This is a genomic window from Loktanella salsilacus (assembly GCF_900114485.1).
GTDB classification, from domain to species: Bacteria; Pseudomonadota; Alphaproteobacteria; order Rhodobacterales; family Rhodobacteraceae; genus Loktanella; species Loktanella salsilacus.
In genome coordinates, this window is the sequence record NZ_FOTF01000017.1 from 64698 (window position 1) to 78325 (window position 13628).

Consider the following 13628-nt stretch of genomic DNA (forward strand, 5'->3'; position numbering starts at 1 on the left):
ATGAGCGAGGCCGCCCGCCATATTGATGTGCGCGATCTGAACTCCGTGCGGCGTGCCGCACGGAACGAGCCTGATCTTGTGCTGGGCGACGACTGGATCGCGCCGCAATCGGCAAACGAGCAGGAAATGCTGCGCCATCGCAAAAAGCGGCGGATGGTGAACCTACGGTCCTCTCCGATTGCGCGCAAAATCATTACTTTCAATTTGTTAGCCATGATTTTGCTCGTGTCCGGCGTGCTCTACTTGAACCCATCGCGCGATAATCTGGCATATCAGCGCGCTTCTGGCTTGGTGAACGAGGCAGAACTGATCGCCGATGTTCTAGAAGCCCGTATGCCTTTGACCGCGCCCGTTGATCTGGCCAGCGGCGATGGGATCGATGTGGTTCGTACGTTGAACGATATGGACCTGCGCGGCGGCATCATCGTCAATATATTCGGGCCAACAGGTCGCCAACTGGCGACAGCAACCGGTAAATCCAGTGCTGCTGCCGTTAAAGAACTTCAACCCGACGATAGCCGCACTATTATCACTGACGCCCTATCGCGGGCGTGGACTGCGCTGCGCAATCTGGTTCCTGCGGATCAAACCTTGTCCGCAGATCCGCTGACACTCACCGCTGAAGACGTGGCGCGGGTGATGGAGCGTGGCATTGATGTACGGGCTTTGCAGACTGCGCTTGGTACAAATTTCGTCGTCGCGACGGCGATCGAACAAGATGGTCGCCCCGTCGGCGTCGTGTCCATCACCAGCGCCGCGGGCGAATTGGATGCGCTTGTTAGCCGAGAGCGCGAGCAAGTGTTGCGCCTGTTTTTGGTCAGCATGGCAGTTAGTGTGATTCTAAGCCTTGTGCTTGCCTCGACCATTGCGAATCCGCTGGCTGACCTTGCCGCTGCCGCAGAATTGGGCCGCGACAAGAACGCGCGTAAAATGGCCCCGACGCGCATCCGCATTCCCGACCTCACGGCGCGGCCGGATGAAATTGGCCGCTTGTCGGGTGCTTTGCGTGGCATGGTGCAGGCGCTTTATGAGCGGATCGAGGGGAATGAGCAGTTCGCTGCTGACGTCGCGCACGAGATTAAAAACCCGCTCGCCTCTCTTCGCTCTGCCGTTGGGTCGCTGCGGATCGTCAAGAAAGAAGAGCATCGCGAAAAGCTACTAGAAGTGATCGAACATGACGTCCGCCGTCTGGATCGCCTCGTAAGTGACATCTCGAACGCGTCGCGTCTGGATTCAGAGCTTGTCAAAGAAGAAGAAGAGACATTCGATCTGCTTAGAATGTTGGGCAATCTGAATGAATTCCTTGGCCGCGAGGCCGAAAGTAAGGGAATCGAATACATCTCTGACCTGCCGGATCAGGGGATCATGGTTCAAGGCCTAGAGGGACGCTTGGCGCAGGTTTTCGTAAACCTGATTACCAACGCGATTTCGTTCTGCGAAGACGGCGATGCCATTCGCGTTTGGGCGCGCCGCCGCGAAAACCGGATCCTTGTCGTGGTTGAAGATACCGGCCCCGGCATTCCTGACGGCGCGCTGACTAAGATCTTCAAGCGCTTCTACTCCGAGCGCCCAGAGGGACAGTTCGGTAACAATTCGGGGCTCGGCCTTGCGATCAGTAAACAGATCGTCGAGGCGCATGGCGGCGTAATTTGGGCGGAAAATATTCGCCCAACCGAAGTCGACGTCACTTCAGATCCGCTTGGTGCGCGGTTTGTTGTGGGCTTGCCGGTTTAATTCGTGACCGAAACGATCCACGCAAGCGCCGTGTCTTGGAACGGGCGCGGCATGTTGATTCGTGGTGCATCAGGGTCTGGAAAGTCAGCGCTGGCGTTGGAGCTTATGGCCTTTGGCGCAGACTTGATTGGCGATGATCGCATCATATTGTCCCGCCGTGTGGACCACGTCGTCGCAAGTTGCCCGGCAGCTTTGCGCGGCATGATCGAGGCGCGGGGTGTTGGCATTCTGCGGGCCAAGCCTGCCTCACCCGCGCCGCTCGTCTGTATTGTCGATCTTGATCAAACCGCCGAGGGCCGATTGCCGCATCTGCAAAGTCTAACGCTTTTGGGATGTAACCTGCCTTTAATTCAACGGCCAATCGGCGTATCCTTTGCCCCAGCCCTTCTGCAATACCTGCGCGCGGGCCGGATCGCTTGATGACTGAAACCGCTTCATCTGCCGAAGATCTATCGGGCCCCCGCATTGTGCTGGTCACTGGGCCTTCTGGTGCTGGCCGATCGACGGCGATCAATGCCCTAGAAGACATCGGTTTCGAAGTGATCGACAACCTGCCTTTGTCGTTGCTACCGCGTCTTCTGGATGGCGCAGTCGCAGGGCCGCTGGCGCTTGGGCTTGATGTGCGCAACCGGGATTTCAGTACCAATGCCCTGATCGAAGCGATTGACCGCTTGAGCCGTGTGATGGGACATGACGCGCAGGTTCTGTTTCTGGACGCAGACGATGACGTGCTGATCCGGCGCTATTCCGAAACGCGCCGGCATCATCCGCTAGCGCCCGCTGGGCCGCCACAGGCCGGGATTGCCGCGGAAAAAGAGCTTTTGGGCCCGATTCGTACCCGCGCTGATGTGCTTGTCGACACCTCGGATCTGTCGCCGCACGACCTGCGCAGCGAGGTTGAACGTCTGTTCGCCCAAGGTAAGGGCAAGCTGCTTGGCATTTCCGTGCAGTCTTTTTCTTACAAGCGCGGTCTGCCGCGAGGGCTGGACATGGTGTTTGACTGCCGCTTTTTGCGCAATCCGCATTGGGATCCGCTGCTGCGCGCGTTGGACGGCCGGGATGCTGATGTGGCAGCCTATGTCGCGCAAGATCCGCGATTTGATCCGTTTGTGGGGCAAATTAAAGGCCTGCTTGATTTGGTGCTACCAGCGCACAAAGACGAGGGGCGCGCGCATCTGTCAATCGGTCTGGGTTGTACCGGCGGGCAACACCGGTCTGTCGTCCTGACCGAAAGGCTGGCAGCATCCCTTGCGCTAGACGGCTGGCCCGTATCTAAACGCCACAGGGAAATGGAACGCCGCGACGGAACTGGGATTGGGTCTGGGGCCAGCGGAGTGCGGGGACAGAACGCTTGATCGGAATCGTCATCGTGGCGCACGGGAACCTGGCGCGAGAATATCTGTTGGCGGTCGAACATGTTGTCGGACGCCAAGACGGGATTCAGGCAATTGCGATTGCGCCGGATGATGACCGCAATGCCAAACAGGCCGAGATTTGTGATGCTGCTGACGCCGTCGATACGGGGCAGGGGGTTATCATCGTAACCGATATGTTTGGCGGATCTCCCAGTAACCTAAGCCTGCGCGCGTGCAGCCCGGACAACCGTCGGATCCTATATGGAGCCAACCTGCCAATGCTGATTAAGCTGGCGAAATCGCGTGGCAAATCCGTGCCCGACGCGGTGAATGCGGCGATTGAGGCCGCACACCGCTATATTAATTCTCATATCGTGGGACCGCAGTGACAATGGCTCAAACGCGCCTCAAGATACAAAACGTTAAGGGGCTTCACGCCCGCGCCTCGGCGAAATTAGTGGAAGTCGTAGAGGCCCATGATGCCACGGCGACAGTCAGCAAGGACGGCATGCAAACGGGCGGCGACAGCATTATGGGACTGCTGATGCTGGCTGCGACCGTCGGCAGCTGGATCGACGTGGAGACAAGCGGTCCTGACGCGCAGGCCTTGTCCGATGCAATAACGGCGCTTGTCGATGACAAATTCGGCGAAGGCGGCTAAGTCAGGCGGCGCGGCGACCGCGCCCCAAAATACGCCAATCGTTTATGACCGTAGGACGCTGAGCTATGCGTCGTCTTTTGACGGTCCGTTCCGGCAAGGCTTTATCCGAACCGTTGAATGGATGACGGGCAAGATGACCGTCATTCGCATGGTGCGCGCTTACGAGCAGGCTGGCCCGGCGACGGGGCAGGCATTTTGGTCAGCGACACTTGCCGCACAAGGCATTCGTGTGACGACGCCAGAAGATCAGATTGCCCATATCCCGCAGACAGGGCCGGTGATTCTGGTCGCCAATCATCCCCATGGCATGGTTGATGGGATGGTTTTGGCAGAACTGATTGGCCGCCGGCGCCCTGATTACCGCATTCTAAGCCGGTCGCTGCTGACGTCCCTTGACGCGGAAGCGACACGTTTCATGATTTCCGTCCCGTTTCCGCACCAGCCTGATGCGCAGGCCAAGATGATCGAAATGCGCCGTCAGGCGATGGATCATCTTTCGCAAGACGGCATGATCGCTTTGTTCCCGTCCGGCGTCGTCGCATCTGCGCCGCGCGCCTTCGCCAAAGCCGAGGAGGCAGAGTGGAACGTCTTTACCGCCAAGTTGATCCGCATGTCCGGCGCAACCGTGGTCCCTTGCTTTTTCCCAAGTGCAAATTCACGCGCCTACCAAATCGCCAACCGAATTTCACCGTTGCTGCGCCAAAGCCTTTTGCTGCATGAGGTTGCCCGTACGCGAAACACAGTTTTCGCGCCGGTGGTCGGGCAGGCGATACCTTATGATGATCTTAACGCGCGCATTGCCGATCCGCGGGGGCTGATGGCATGGCTACGGGCGCAAACGCTGGCCTTGGGTCAGCGTGTCGGCACCGGGGTATCGCCGCGATAGTCATAGAACCCGCGCTGTGATTTGCGGCCAAGCCACCCCGCCTCTACATATTTGGTAAGCAGGGGGCAGGGGCGGTATTTGGTGTCGGCCAGCCCGTCATGCAGGACGTTCATGATCGCAAGGCATGTATCTAGTCCGATGAAGTCGGCCAGTTCGAGCGGCCCCATGGGGTGATTTGCACCCAGCTTAAGGGACGTATCGATCGATTGCACCGATCCGACGCCTTCATACAGCGTATAAATCGCCTCGTTGATCATCGGCATGAGGATCCGGTTCACGATGAAGGCTGGGAAGTCTTCGGATGCGGTAGAAGTTTTGCCAAGGCGCGCCACGACAGCCTCGCAGGCGCGGAAAGTCGGCTCGTCTGTTGCAATGCCGCGGATCAATTCCACCAGCTGCATGATCGGCACGGGGTTCATAAAGTGGAAGCCCATGAACCGTTCGGGCCGATCCGTGCGGGACGCCAGACGGGTGATCGAGATCGAAGAGGTGTTCGACGTGAGAATCGTGTCCTGCTTCAGATGGGGAAGCAGATCCTCGAAAATGGCCTGTTTGATCGTCTCGCGCTCTGTCGCGGCCTCGATAATGAGGTCGGTCTGGCCTAAATCGGTCAATTTCGCGGTGGTCACGATGCGTTTCATGGCCGCGTTTTTTGCGGCATCGTCGATCAAATCCTTGGACACTTGGCGTGTCAGATTTCGGTCAATCAAGGCCACGGCGCGGTCCAGCGCATCCTGACTGACATCCGTCAAAAGCACATCATATCCTGCAACTGCAAAGACATGCGCGATGCCGTTGCCCATTTGGCCGGCCCCCACGATACCAACGCGTTCGATTGCCATGTCTATGATCCTTTGTCTGACGTGACCGCAGCATAGGCCGTGCTGCGTAGCGCCATCAAGCGCCAGTGATCATTAAAATCAGGCTTAAATCCCTAACTTAGCGAAATCGAAATACGAATCCGCGAATCTGCAATCCAAGGATGACGAAACGATCTGTGGTGAAGCGAATGAAGCATGATGAAATCGATAGTGCCGGACTGCACTATGCCCCTTGTCGCTATGGGTTATCCCGCATTTTCTTTCGCGGGCCCAAACGGCGGTTAGACACGCCCTATGTCGCGTTTGTTGGCGGGACAGAGACATTTGGCAAATTTATCGACCGGCCACTGGCCGCGCTGGTAGAGCGGGAAATTGGGCAAACCTGCGTGAACTTGGGCTGTGTGAATGGTGGGGTCGATGCCTTTGTGAACGATCCGACCATCATGGCGACGTGCCATGACGCCAAGGTGACTGTGGTACAGGTGATGGGGGCAAATTACCTGTCGAACCGGTTCTATTCGGTGCATCCGCGCCGGAATGACCGCTTTTTGCGTGCATCGACTGTGATGCAGGCAATCTTTTCCGACGTGGATTTCGCGGATTTTACCTTTACGCGCCACATGCTGACCAGCCTTTACGCCCGGTCCCCCGAAAGGTTTGACATCGTCGTGTCAGAGCTGAGAGAGGCTTGGGTCGCGCGGATGCGCAATATGCTGAACCAGATCGGTCCGCGCACCATTCTGCTTTGGTTTTCAAAGGAACCGTTGTCTGACGTCCCGTGGGATTCGCGGCCTGGCAAGCTGTCAGCCGATCCGTTGTTCATCACCGCGAGTATGATTGACCAACTGCGCCCGCAAGTTTTGAGCGTGGTCGAGGCGCAGCCAAGTCCGGTTGCTTTGTCGATGGGCACCAAGGGGATGTATTTTTCCCCCGCGCAAGCCAAGGCCGCGTCCGAGATGTTGAGTATCGGCTGCCATCAAGAGGCCGCTGCCAAGTTGGTGCCTGCTCTGCAGCAGATCCTGCACAAAGCGGCGTGACATAAAAAAAGGGCGCGCCAGATGAGCGCGCCCTTTTCCATTGATAGCAGCGAGTGCTTACAGCTTTTCGGTTAGCTCTGGCACCGCATCAAACAGGTCTGCGACAAGGCCGTAATCTGCGACCTGAAAGATTGGTGCCTCTTCGTCCTTGTTAATCGCGACGATGATTTTGCTGTCCTTCATGCCAGCCAAGTGCTGGATGGCACCGGAAATGCCGACGGCCACATACAGGTCGGGTGCGACGACCTTACCGGTCTGACCAACCTGCCAGTCATTGGGAGCATAGCCCGAATCGACTGCAGCGCGGGACGCACCGACAGCGGCACCCAGCTTGTCCGCCAGTTTTTCGATCATGGCAAAGTTTTCTTCAGAGCCAAGTCCGCGGCCGCCAGACACAACGACGCCAGCCGACGTCAGTTCCGGCCGGTCAGAGGCCGCAACTTTGTCTTCGATCCACTCGGACAGGTTTGGGTTGCCCGCGGCGTCGATCGTATCGACTGAAGCGGACCCGTCCATGCCAGCAGCATCAAACCCTGCGGTGCGCACGGTCAGAACCTTGATCGCGTCAGCTGATTTAACAGTCTGGATCGCGTTACCTGCGTAGATCGGACGCTCAAACGTGTCCGCATCGACGACCGCAGTCACCTCAGAGATGATCTGACAATCCAGCAACGCGGCGACGCGCGGCATGACATTCTTGGCGTCCGTCGTGCCCGGCGCGGCGATGTGGGTGTAGTCACCCGCCAGCTTGACGATCAGGTCGGCCGTTGGCTCTGCCAGACGGTGACCCAGCGCGGCATCTTCGGCGCAAAGCACGCGTGCGACGCCGTCGATTTTGGCCGCTTCGGCAGCAGCAGCGGATGCAGAGGCACCCGCACACAGGACCGTCACATCGCCCAGGGATCTCACAGCCGCGACGGCCTTGCCGGTGGCATCAGCGTTCAGCGCGCCGTCGGTGACTTCACCAATCAGAAGAACAGCCATTACACAGCCCCCGCTTCTTTAAGTTTCGCGACGAGTTCGTCGACGGATTTCACGATGATACCGGCAGAGCGTGTAGCGGGCTCGCTGGTTTTGACGACCGTCAGGCGCGGGCTGACGTCAACGCCGTAATCAGCGGGCGTTTTTTCATCCAGCGGCTTTTTCTTGGCCTTCATGATGTTCGGCAGCGACGCATAGCGCGGCTCGTTCAGGCGCAGGTCGACGGTCACGACTGTCGGCATTTTGACCTTGATGGTCTGCAAGCCGCCATCAACTTCGCGCGTCACAGTCGCATGATCGCCATCGATTCCGACTTCGGAGGCGAATGTCGCCTGCGACCAGCCCAGCAGCGCGGCCAGCATCTGACCGGTGGCGTTCATGTCGTTATCGATCGCCTGTTTGCCGCAGAGCACGAGGCCCGGCTGCTCCTCGTCGACGATCGCTTTGAGGATTTTTGCAACGGCCAACGGTTCGATGTCCGTGTGGACATCGTCAGCGGCTACGACAAGAATCGCACGGTCCGCGCCCATGGCGAGGGCGGTGCGCAGGGTTTCCTGCGCTTGCTTTACGCCGATAGATACGGCGATGACTTCTTCGACCTTACCTGCTTCACGCAGGCGGATCGCCTCTTCTACGGCGATTTCGTCGAAAGGGTTCATCGACATTTTTACGTTGGCCAGATCGACACCTGAACCGTCCGCTTTGACGCGAACCTTCACGTTATAGTCGATCACGCGTTTGACCGGCACCAATACCTTCATCGCGTATCACTCCCATCTTTTTACAAAACTTGCCTTTTGAGACATCAACCGCGCCTGAAAGGCAACAGGGCAAAACGGCTTGGACGCAGCGTCCTGACGTTCGCGTCAACTTGTCGGTAGCAATTTAGCGGTTCGCGCCGGGCACCCACAGCACGTCGGAACGGCCATCATCGTTAGCTATGCGGCTGGCCTGAAAGAACCAATCCGACAAACGATTAAGATATTTCAGCGCGGCAGGGTTCACGTCGTCCTGCGCGGCAAGTTCGACACACAAGCGTTCCGCCCGCCGGGACACGGTGCGGCACAGATGCAAATGTGCAGCCAGTGCAGAGCCACCCGGCAGAACAAAGCTGCGCAGCGGTTCGACCGCTTGGGTCATGGCGTCGATTTGCGATTCGAGGCGGTCCACTTGCGTATCTGACATCCGCAGGGGTGGATATTCGGCGCTGGCATCGGCGGCCATATCGGGCCGGCACAGGTCTGCCCCCAGATCGAACAGATCATTCTGGATCATGGCCAGTTGCGCGTCGATTTCGCCATCCGCATGAAGCCGCGCCATGCCCACGGTGGCATTGGTTTCATCGACAGTGCCATAAGTGTTGACCCGGTCATCGTATTTCTTAACGCGGCTGCCATTCCCAAGCGCCGTTTCGCCCGCGTCGCCGGTGCGCGTGTAAATTTTGTTCAGAACAACCATGGATCAATGCCCCCGTAGATAGACGAAAAGAAGGATCATCGCGATCGCGACGGCCTGAAGCCCGATCCGCCAGCGCATGATCTTATTCGCGTTTTTGCGATTATATTCGCCGCCTTTGCCAAAACTGCCGATGCCTAAGATCAGGACGGCCAAAACGGCAAGGCAGGCGACTGCGACCAGAATGAAAAGTGGATCGTTGGCCATGGGTCCCCCGGTTATAACGTTGCAAGCCGACATAGCACCGCCGGGCCCGAAGGCCAGACAGCTTAGTTGCGTGAAATCAGCGCATCCTGCGCCCACACCGGCAAAACGCGCCGCATGATCGCCGCAAGATAGGTTGGCACGGTGATATAGTACCGCGCTTTCGGCTTTGGATGCTCTAGCGCGTGGCGCAGTTTCGCGGTCACGGCGCTGGCGGGAAGCTGGAATTTATCCTCGCCGCCTTCGTATAGGCGTTTGGTCAGGTCAGGGTATTGCGCCGCCCGGGCAGAGGTTTCGGGCGTAAACCAGCGTTCAAAATGCGGAATCGCGTTTTCGCGGATGCGCGATGCGATCGGGCCGGGTTCAAGAAGAATCACCTTGATCGGTGTGTCGCGCATTTCCAACCGCAACACGTCGGTCAGCCCTTCCAGTGCAAATTTCGTCGCGACGTAGGCTCCGCGCCATTTGTAGCCCACCAGCCCAAGCACGGATGAACAGTTTACGATCCGGCCGTGCCCCTGCGCGCGCATGACTGGAATGACCCGGCAGGTCAGATCGTGCACGCCAAACAGGTTGGTTTGGAAAATCGACTCAAGTCCGCCACGCGGCAAATCCTCGACCGCGCCGGGGCAGGCAAAGGCACCGTTGTTATAAAGCGCATCCAGCGTGCCGCCGGTGGCCGCCAAAACGTCGGCAAGCCCGGCGGCGATGCTGTTTGTGTCGGTGTAATCGATTTGCGGGCTATCGAAGCCTTCGCCGCGCAGCCGTTCGCAATCGCTGGCTTTTCGGCAAGACGCAAAGACGCGCCACCCTGCATCCCGAAGGCCATGGGCCGCATCATAACCGATGCCAGAAGAGCATCCCGTGATTAAAACTGTACGCTGTGTCATGCGCCCTGTTTGGTCTGCGCCGGGCGGGCACGCAAGCTGTTTAGCCCCCCGTCAGCAGCCGTTCGGCCATCCAGCCCATCTGTCCCGTGCCCACAACCCGCACGCGGACCCAGCCGTTGCCGTCGCTTTCCACCACTTCGGTTTGAGTGCCACGCGGCAGTGTGTCCAGCACGTCAAAGCTGGTGTCGGGGCCTGCGCGCATGTTGACTGCACGGCCCGCGACTTCGCGCAGCGGCGCAATGTCTGGGCTAGCCACAGCGGCTGGCGCGGGGGCGGATAAAGACGTGAACGCTGGCTCAATACTGGTCACACCGACAGACGAGCCGTCAAAAGCGGGCGCAGTCTGAAGGCTCGCCGGTTCCACAATCACAGTATCGGTCTGCGCTGGTGGCACCTGGGGCTGCACGGGAATCGCTACGGTTTCGGGCGCGGCAATCGTGATTGGCTCTGCTTGTTCAACCGAGATCTCCTGAGGCTCGGGCGCAGCGGTCGCCTGTGTCTCGGGCGCATATGACGCACCGCCGGACATGACATAAAACGCCCAGGCCAGAATGGCGAAGGTTCCGACGATAAATTTGCCCAAAACAGAGCCCCCAGTAATAAGTCAATCGCGCTTGGCAGTCGCAATACGAACACCATAACGTGATTCTTAGTTCCACCTGCGGGGAATTTCCCGCCCGTTGGCCCCACTGCCGCCTTTACGACTATCCAGCGCTTCGCTAAGTCTGCCGGTCATGAGCGATGCAATCGACGACACCCCAAATCCGAACGACGTAACCGAAACGCTGCGCCACGCGATTGGCGAGCGGTATCTGACCTACGCGTTATCCACGATCATGAACCGCGCGCTGCCCGATGCGCGCGACGGGCTAAAGCCTGTGCATCGCCGAATCCTTTACGCGATGCGAGAGCTGAAGCTGGCCTCGAACGGGGGCTTCCGTAAGTCCGCCAAGATTTCCGGCGACGTGATGGGTAACTATCACCCGCACGGCGATGCCGCGATTTATGACGCGATGGCGCGTTTGGCGCAGGACTTTAACGTCCGTTATCCGCTGGTTGATGGCCAAGGTAACTTTGGCAACATCGACGGCGATAACCCCGCTGCTGCGCGTTACACCGAAGCGCGGATGACCGCTGCCGCCGAAGCCCTGATGGAGGGGCTGAACGAGAACGCCGTCGATTATCGCCCGAACTATGACGGCACACTGGAAGAACCCGTTGTCTTTCCGGCCGCCTTTCCGAATCTGCTGGCCAATGGCTCTAGCGGTATCGCCGTCGGCATGGCGACAAATATCCCGCCCCATAACCTGCACGAGCTGATCGACGCTTGTCTGCATCTGATTAAGTCGCCGAACGCGGGCGACGATACCTTGATGCAATATATCCCCGGTCCCGACTTTCCGACCGGCGGTGTCATTGTCGAAAAGCCGCAGGCCATTGCCGACGCTTATCGCACCGGTCGTGGCAGCATCCGCCTGCGCGCAAGGTACGAGGTCGAGGATCTTGGCCGCGGTCAGTGGCAAGTTGTCGTCACAGAAATTCCCTATCAGGTGCCCAAATCCCGCCTGATCGAAAAGCTGGCCGAGATTGTGCAGACCAAAAAGGTCCCGCTGCTGGCCGACGTGCGCGACGAATCTGCCGACGACGTGCGCATCGTGCTGGAACCGCGCGCCAAGACCGTCGACCCCGAAATGCTGATGGGCATGCTGTTCCGCAACTCCGATCTGGAAATCCGGTTCAGCCTGAACATGAACGTGCTGATCGACGGCCTTGTGCCCAAGGTCTGCAGCGTCAAAGAAGTGCTGCGCGCGTTCCTCGACCATCGCCGGGACGTGCTGCTGCGCCGGTCGCAGTACCGTCTGGAAAAGATCGACCACCGCCTAGAGGTGCTCGAAGGCTTTATCATTGCCTTCCTCAACCTTGACCGGGTCATCGACATTATCCGCTATGATGACGATCCGAAAAAGGCGCTGATGGTCGAGGACTGGTCCAAGACCCACGTCCGTGCCGTCAACGAAAAGGATTATGTCTCGCCCATGGTGGCTGGGGCCGATCCTGAAATCAGCCTGACGGAAGTGCAGGTCGAAGCGATCCTGAACATGCGCCTGCGGTCCTTGCGCCGTCTGGAAGAGATGGAGCTGATCGCCGAACGCGACGCGTTGATGGAAGAGCGGGCCGGCCTAGAAGACCTGATGGACGACGAAGGTCTGCAGTGGAAGCGCATCTCGGAGCAGTTGCGCGAAACGCGCAAACAGTTCGGTAAGGACAGCAAAGGCGGCGCGCGCCGCACGACATTTGCCGAAGCTGGCGAAGTTGCTGATGTGCCGCTGGAGGCCATGATCGCGAAAGAGCCGATCACGGTCGTCTGTTCGCAGATGGGCTGGATCCGCGCCTTGACCGGTCATGTGCCGCTGGACCGCGAGCTGAAATTCAAGGACGGCGACGCCCCGCGATTCGCCTTCCACGCTGAAACGACGGACAAACTGCTGGTCTTCGGCTCGACCGGGCGATTCTATACGGTGCAGGCCAGTACGCTGCCCGGCGGGCGCGGCATGGGAGAGCCGCTGCGCCTGATGGTCGATTTGCCGAACGAGGCGCAGATCGTCGATATCATGATCCACCGCCCCGGCGGCCGCCTTCTTGTTGCGTCGTCCGAAGGTGACGGTTTCGTCGTGCCAGAGGATGACGTCATCGCCCAGACCCGCGCTGGCAAACAGGTGCTGAACGTCAAGGATGGCGTGGCCAAGGTCGTACGCCCGGTGTCTGGCGATCACGTCGCGGTCGTCAGCGAAAATGGCCGCTTCTTGGTCTTCGCGCTGGACGAACTGCCTGAAATGGGCCGCGGCAAAGGTGTGCGCCTGCAGAAGTATAAGAAGGTCTTTGGCCGACAGGGTACGCTCGAACTTGATGGCGGCTTGGGCGACGCGACGACCTTCGCTTGGGCCGACGGCCTGTCTTGGACGATGGGCGGGGGCAAGACCCGGACAGAGGCTGACCTGACCGAATGGAAAGCTGCACGCGGCGGCGTGGGCAAACGGGCACCGCACGGTTTCCCGAAATCGAACCGGTTCGAATAGGGCTGGTCGGGGCCGTGGTGCCCCGCGCAGGCACTAAAATCCAACCCTTTGACGGGATTTTTTAGCAGCGGTCCGGTGGGAAACCACCGGGCCGCTTTGGCTTGCGTCATTGCCTTGGCACATGACGGGTTGATTTCCCTTGCGATCCGCCATACATCGCCCGCGATGCTTCAAGCGGGGTCAGGACGGCCCCGCATTTATTAAGGGGGCCGATCATGGCTAAGGCAAAGTTCGAACGCAACAAACCGCACGTGAACATCGGGACCATCGGTCACGTTGACCACGGCAAGACGACGCTGACGGCGGCAATCACGAAGTACTTCGGTGACTTCAAAGCCTACGACCAGATCGACGGCGCACCCGAAGAAAAAGCACGCGGCATCACCATCTCGACCGCACACGTCGAGTATGAGTCCGAAGCACGTCACTACGCTCACGTTGACTGCCCCGGCCACGCCGACTACGTCAAGAACATGATCACCGGTGCTGCCCAGATGGACGGCGCGATCCTGGTTGTGAACGCTGCT

General features: G+C 59.0%; 16 protein-coding genes. 9 read left to right on the plus strand and 7 right to left on the minus strand.

Translation table 11 applies throughout. From position 1 onward, the window contains the following. The 6 genes from BM131_RS14570 to BM131_RS14595 are packed head-to-tail and all read left to right on the plus strand — an operon-like array spanning nucleotide 1 to nucleotide 4636. Entirely contained in the window at nucleotides 1-1734 is a 1734-nt protein-coding gene (locus tag BM131_RS14570) for a sensor histidine kinase (protein ID WP_090190648.1), read from the plus strand. 3 nt (nucleotides 1735-1737) lie between these two features. After that, the gene (locus BM131_RS14575; protein ID WP_090190649.1) at nucleotides 1738-2154 is read left to right on the plus strand and encodes an HPr kinase/phosphorylase; all 417 of its coding nucleotides are present in this window, start codon (nucleotides 1738-1740) and stop codon (nucleotides 2152-2154) included. Further along, entirely contained in the window at nucleotides 2154-3089 is a 936-nt protein-coding gene (gene rapZ / locus BM131_RS14580) for an RNase adapter RapZ (protein WP_090190651.1), read from the plus strand. The genes BM131_RS14575 and rapZ overlap by 1 nt, the downstream gene beginning before the upstream one ends. Then, nucleotides 3086-3478 (plus strand): PTS sugar transporter subunit IIA, encoded by a 393-nt coding sequence (locus tag BM131_RS14585; protein ID WP_090190653.1) that lies wholly within the window; start codon nucleotides 3086-3088, stop codon nucleotides 3476-3478. The genes rapZ and BM131_RS14585 overlap by 4 nt, the downstream gene beginning before the upstream one ends. Nucleotides 3479-3480: 2 nt before the next feature. Then, nucleotides 3481-3750 carry an HPr family phosphocarrier protein gene (locus BM131_RS14590; protein WP_090190655.1) on the plus strand — a complete coding sequence of 90 codons (270 nt, stop codon included), beginning with the start codon at nucleotides 3481-3483 and terminating at the stop codon, nucleotides 3748-3750. Continuing rightward, nucleotides 3725-4636 carry a lysophospholipid acyltransferase family protein gene (locus BM131_RS14595; protein WP_090190657.1) on the plus strand — a complete coding sequence of 304 codons (912 nt, stop codon included), beginning with the start codon at nucleotides 3725-3727 and terminating at the stop codon, nucleotides 4634-4636. Before BM131_RS14590 ends, BM131_RS14595 begins: the two co-directional genes overlap by 26 nt. Here BM131_RS14595 and BM131_RS14600 read toward each other — a convergent pair. Further along, the gene (locus BM131_RS14600) at nucleotides 4603-5478 is read right to left on the minus strand and encodes a 3-hydroxybutyryl-CoA dehydrogenase (RefSeq protein ID WP_090190658.1); all 876 of its coding nucleotides are present in this window, start codon (nucleotides 5476-5478) and stop codon (nucleotides 4603-4605) included. The two genes, BM131_RS14595 and BM131_RS14600, sit on opposite strands and share 34 nt — an antisense overlap. Before the next feature lie 167 nt (nucleotides 5479-5645). Here BM131_RS14600 and BM131_RS14605 point away from each other — a divergent pair, with 167 nt between their 5' ends. Continuing rightward, on the plus strand, nucleotides 5646-6494 hold the full coding sequence (locus BM131_RS14605; RefSeq protein ID WP_090190660.1) for a DUF6473 family protein: 849 nt from the start codon (nucleotides 5646-5648) through the stop codon (nucleotides 6492-6494). Between the two features lie 57 nt (nucleotides 6495-6551). Here the strand turns inward: BM131_RS14605 and BM131_RS14610 are convergent, their stop codons facing one another. The 6 genes from BM131_RS14610 to BM131_RS14635 all read right to left on the minus strand — a co-directional run bounded on the left by BM131_RS14610 (nucleotide 6552) and on the right by BM131_RS14635 (nucleotide 10607). Beyond that, nucleotides 6552-7478, minus strand: coding sequence for an electron transfer flavoprotein subunit alpha/FixB family protein (locus BM131_RS14610; RefSeq protein WP_090190662.1), 927 nt, complete (start codon nucleotides 7476-7478; stop codon nucleotides 6552-6554). After that, nucleotides 7478-8236 carry an electron transfer flavoprotein subunit beta/FixA family protein gene (locus BM131_RS14615; RefSeq protein WP_090190664.1) on the minus strand — a complete coding sequence of 253 codons (759 nt, stop codon included), beginning with the start codon at nucleotides 8234-8236 and terminating at the stop codon, nucleotides 7478-7480. The genes BM131_RS14610 and BM131_RS14615 overlap by 1 nt, the downstream gene beginning before the upstream one ends. Before the next feature lie 124 nt (nucleotides 8237-8360). Next, complete coding sequence (locus BM131_RS14620) at nucleotides 8361-8933, minus strand: cob(I)yrinic acid a,c-diamide adenosyltransferase (protein ID WP_090190665.1); 573 nt, start codon at nucleotides 8931-8933, stop codon at nucleotides 8361-8363. A gap of 3 nt (nucleotides 8934-8936) precedes the next feature. Continuing rightward, nucleotides 8937-9137 carry a twin transmembrane helix small protein gene (locus BM131_RS14625; protein ID WP_090190667.1) on the minus strand — a complete coding sequence of 67 codons (201 nt, stop codon included), beginning with the start codon at nucleotides 9135-9137 and terminating at the stop codon, nucleotides 8937-8939. A gap of 62 nt (nucleotides 9138-9199) precedes the next feature. Next, the gene (locus BM131_RS14630) at nucleotides 9200-10024 is read right to left on the minus strand and encodes an SDR family NAD(P)-dependent oxidoreductase (protein ID WP_090190669.1); all 825 of its coding nucleotides are present in this window, start codon (nucleotides 10022-10024) and stop codon (nucleotides 9200-9202) included. A 40-nt stretch (nucleotides 10025-10064) separates the two neighbouring features. Continuing rightward, complete coding sequence (locus BM131_RS14635) at nucleotides 10065-10607, minus strand: SH3 domain-containing protein (RefSeq protein ID WP_090190671.1); 543 nt, start codon at nucleotides 10605-10607, stop codon at nucleotides 10065-10067. A gap of 151 nt (nucleotides 10608-10758) precedes the next feature. Here BM131_RS14635 and BM131_RS14640 point away from each other — a divergent pair, with 151 nt between their 5' ends. Together BM131_RS14640 and BM131_RS14645 are read left to right on the plus strand one after the other, a co-directional pair. Next, nucleotides 10759-13101 carry a DNA topoisomerase IV subunit A gene (locus BM131_RS14640; protein ID WP_090190672.1) on the plus strand — a complete coding sequence of 781 codons (2343 nt, stop codon included), beginning with the start codon at nucleotides 10759-10761 and terminating at the stop codon, nucleotides 13099-13101. A gap of 215 nt (nucleotides 13102-13316) precedes the next feature. Beyond that, nucleotides 13317-13628, plus strand: a 312-nt coding sequence (locus BM131_RS14645) for a GTP-binding protein (RefSeq protein WP_175499359.1), incomplete at its 3' end; no start/stop codon positions are given.

What these genes read in the sequence shown, in the direction of transcription:
- BM131_RS14600 (WP_090190658.1), bottom strand. Translation starts at nt 5,478, where the DNA reads ATGGCAATCGAACGCGTTGGTATCGTGGGGGCCGGCCAAATGGGCAAC.
- BM131_RS14625 (WP_090190667.1), bottom strand. Translation starts at nt 9,137, where the DNA reads ATGGCCAACGATCCACTTTTCATTCTGGTCGCAGTCGCCTGCCTTGCC.
- BM131_RS14630 (WP_090190669.1), bottom strand. Translation starts at nt 10,024, where the DNA reads ATGACACAGCGTACAGTTTTAATCACGGGATGCTCTTCTGGCATCGGT.
- BM131_RS14620 (WP_090190665.1), bottom strand. Translation starts at nt 8,933, where the DNA reads ATGGTTGTTCTGAACAAAATTTACACGCGCACCGGCGACGCGGGCGAA.
- BM131_RS14605 (WP_090190660.1), top strand. Translation starts at nt 5,646, where the DNA reads ATGAAGCATGATGAAATCGATAGTGCCGGACTGCACTATGCCCCTTGT.
- BM131_RS14590 (WP_090190655.1), top strand. Translation starts at nt 3,481, where the DNA reads ATGGCTCAAACGCGCCTCAAGATACAAAACGTTAAGGGGCTTCACGCC.
- BM131_RS14595 (WP_090190657.1), top strand. Translation starts at nt 3,725, where the DNA reads ATGACAAATTCGGCGAAGGCGGCTAAGTCAGGCGGCGCGGCGACCGCG.
- rapZ (WP_090190651.1), top strand. Translation starts at nt 2,154, where the DNA reads ATGACTGAAACCGCTTCATCTGCCGAAGATCTATCGGGCCCCCGCATT.
- BM131_RS14640 (WP_090190672.1), top strand. Translation starts at nt 10,759, where the DNA reads ATGAGCGATGCAATCGACGACACCCCAAATCCGAACGACGTAACCGAA.
- BM131_RS14615 (WP_090190664.1), bottom strand. Translation starts at nt 8,236, where the DNA reads ATGAAGGTATTGGTGCCGGTCAAACGCGTGATCGACTATAACGTGAAG.
- BM131_RS14570 (WP_090190648.1), top strand. Translation starts at nt 1, where the DNA reads ATGAGCGAGGCCGCCCGCCATATTGATGTGCGCGATCTGAACTCCGTG.
- BM131_RS14610 (WP_090190662.1), bottom strand. Translation starts at nt 7,478, where the DNA reads ATGGCTGTTCTTCTGATTGGTGAAGTCACCGACGGCGCGCTGAACGCT.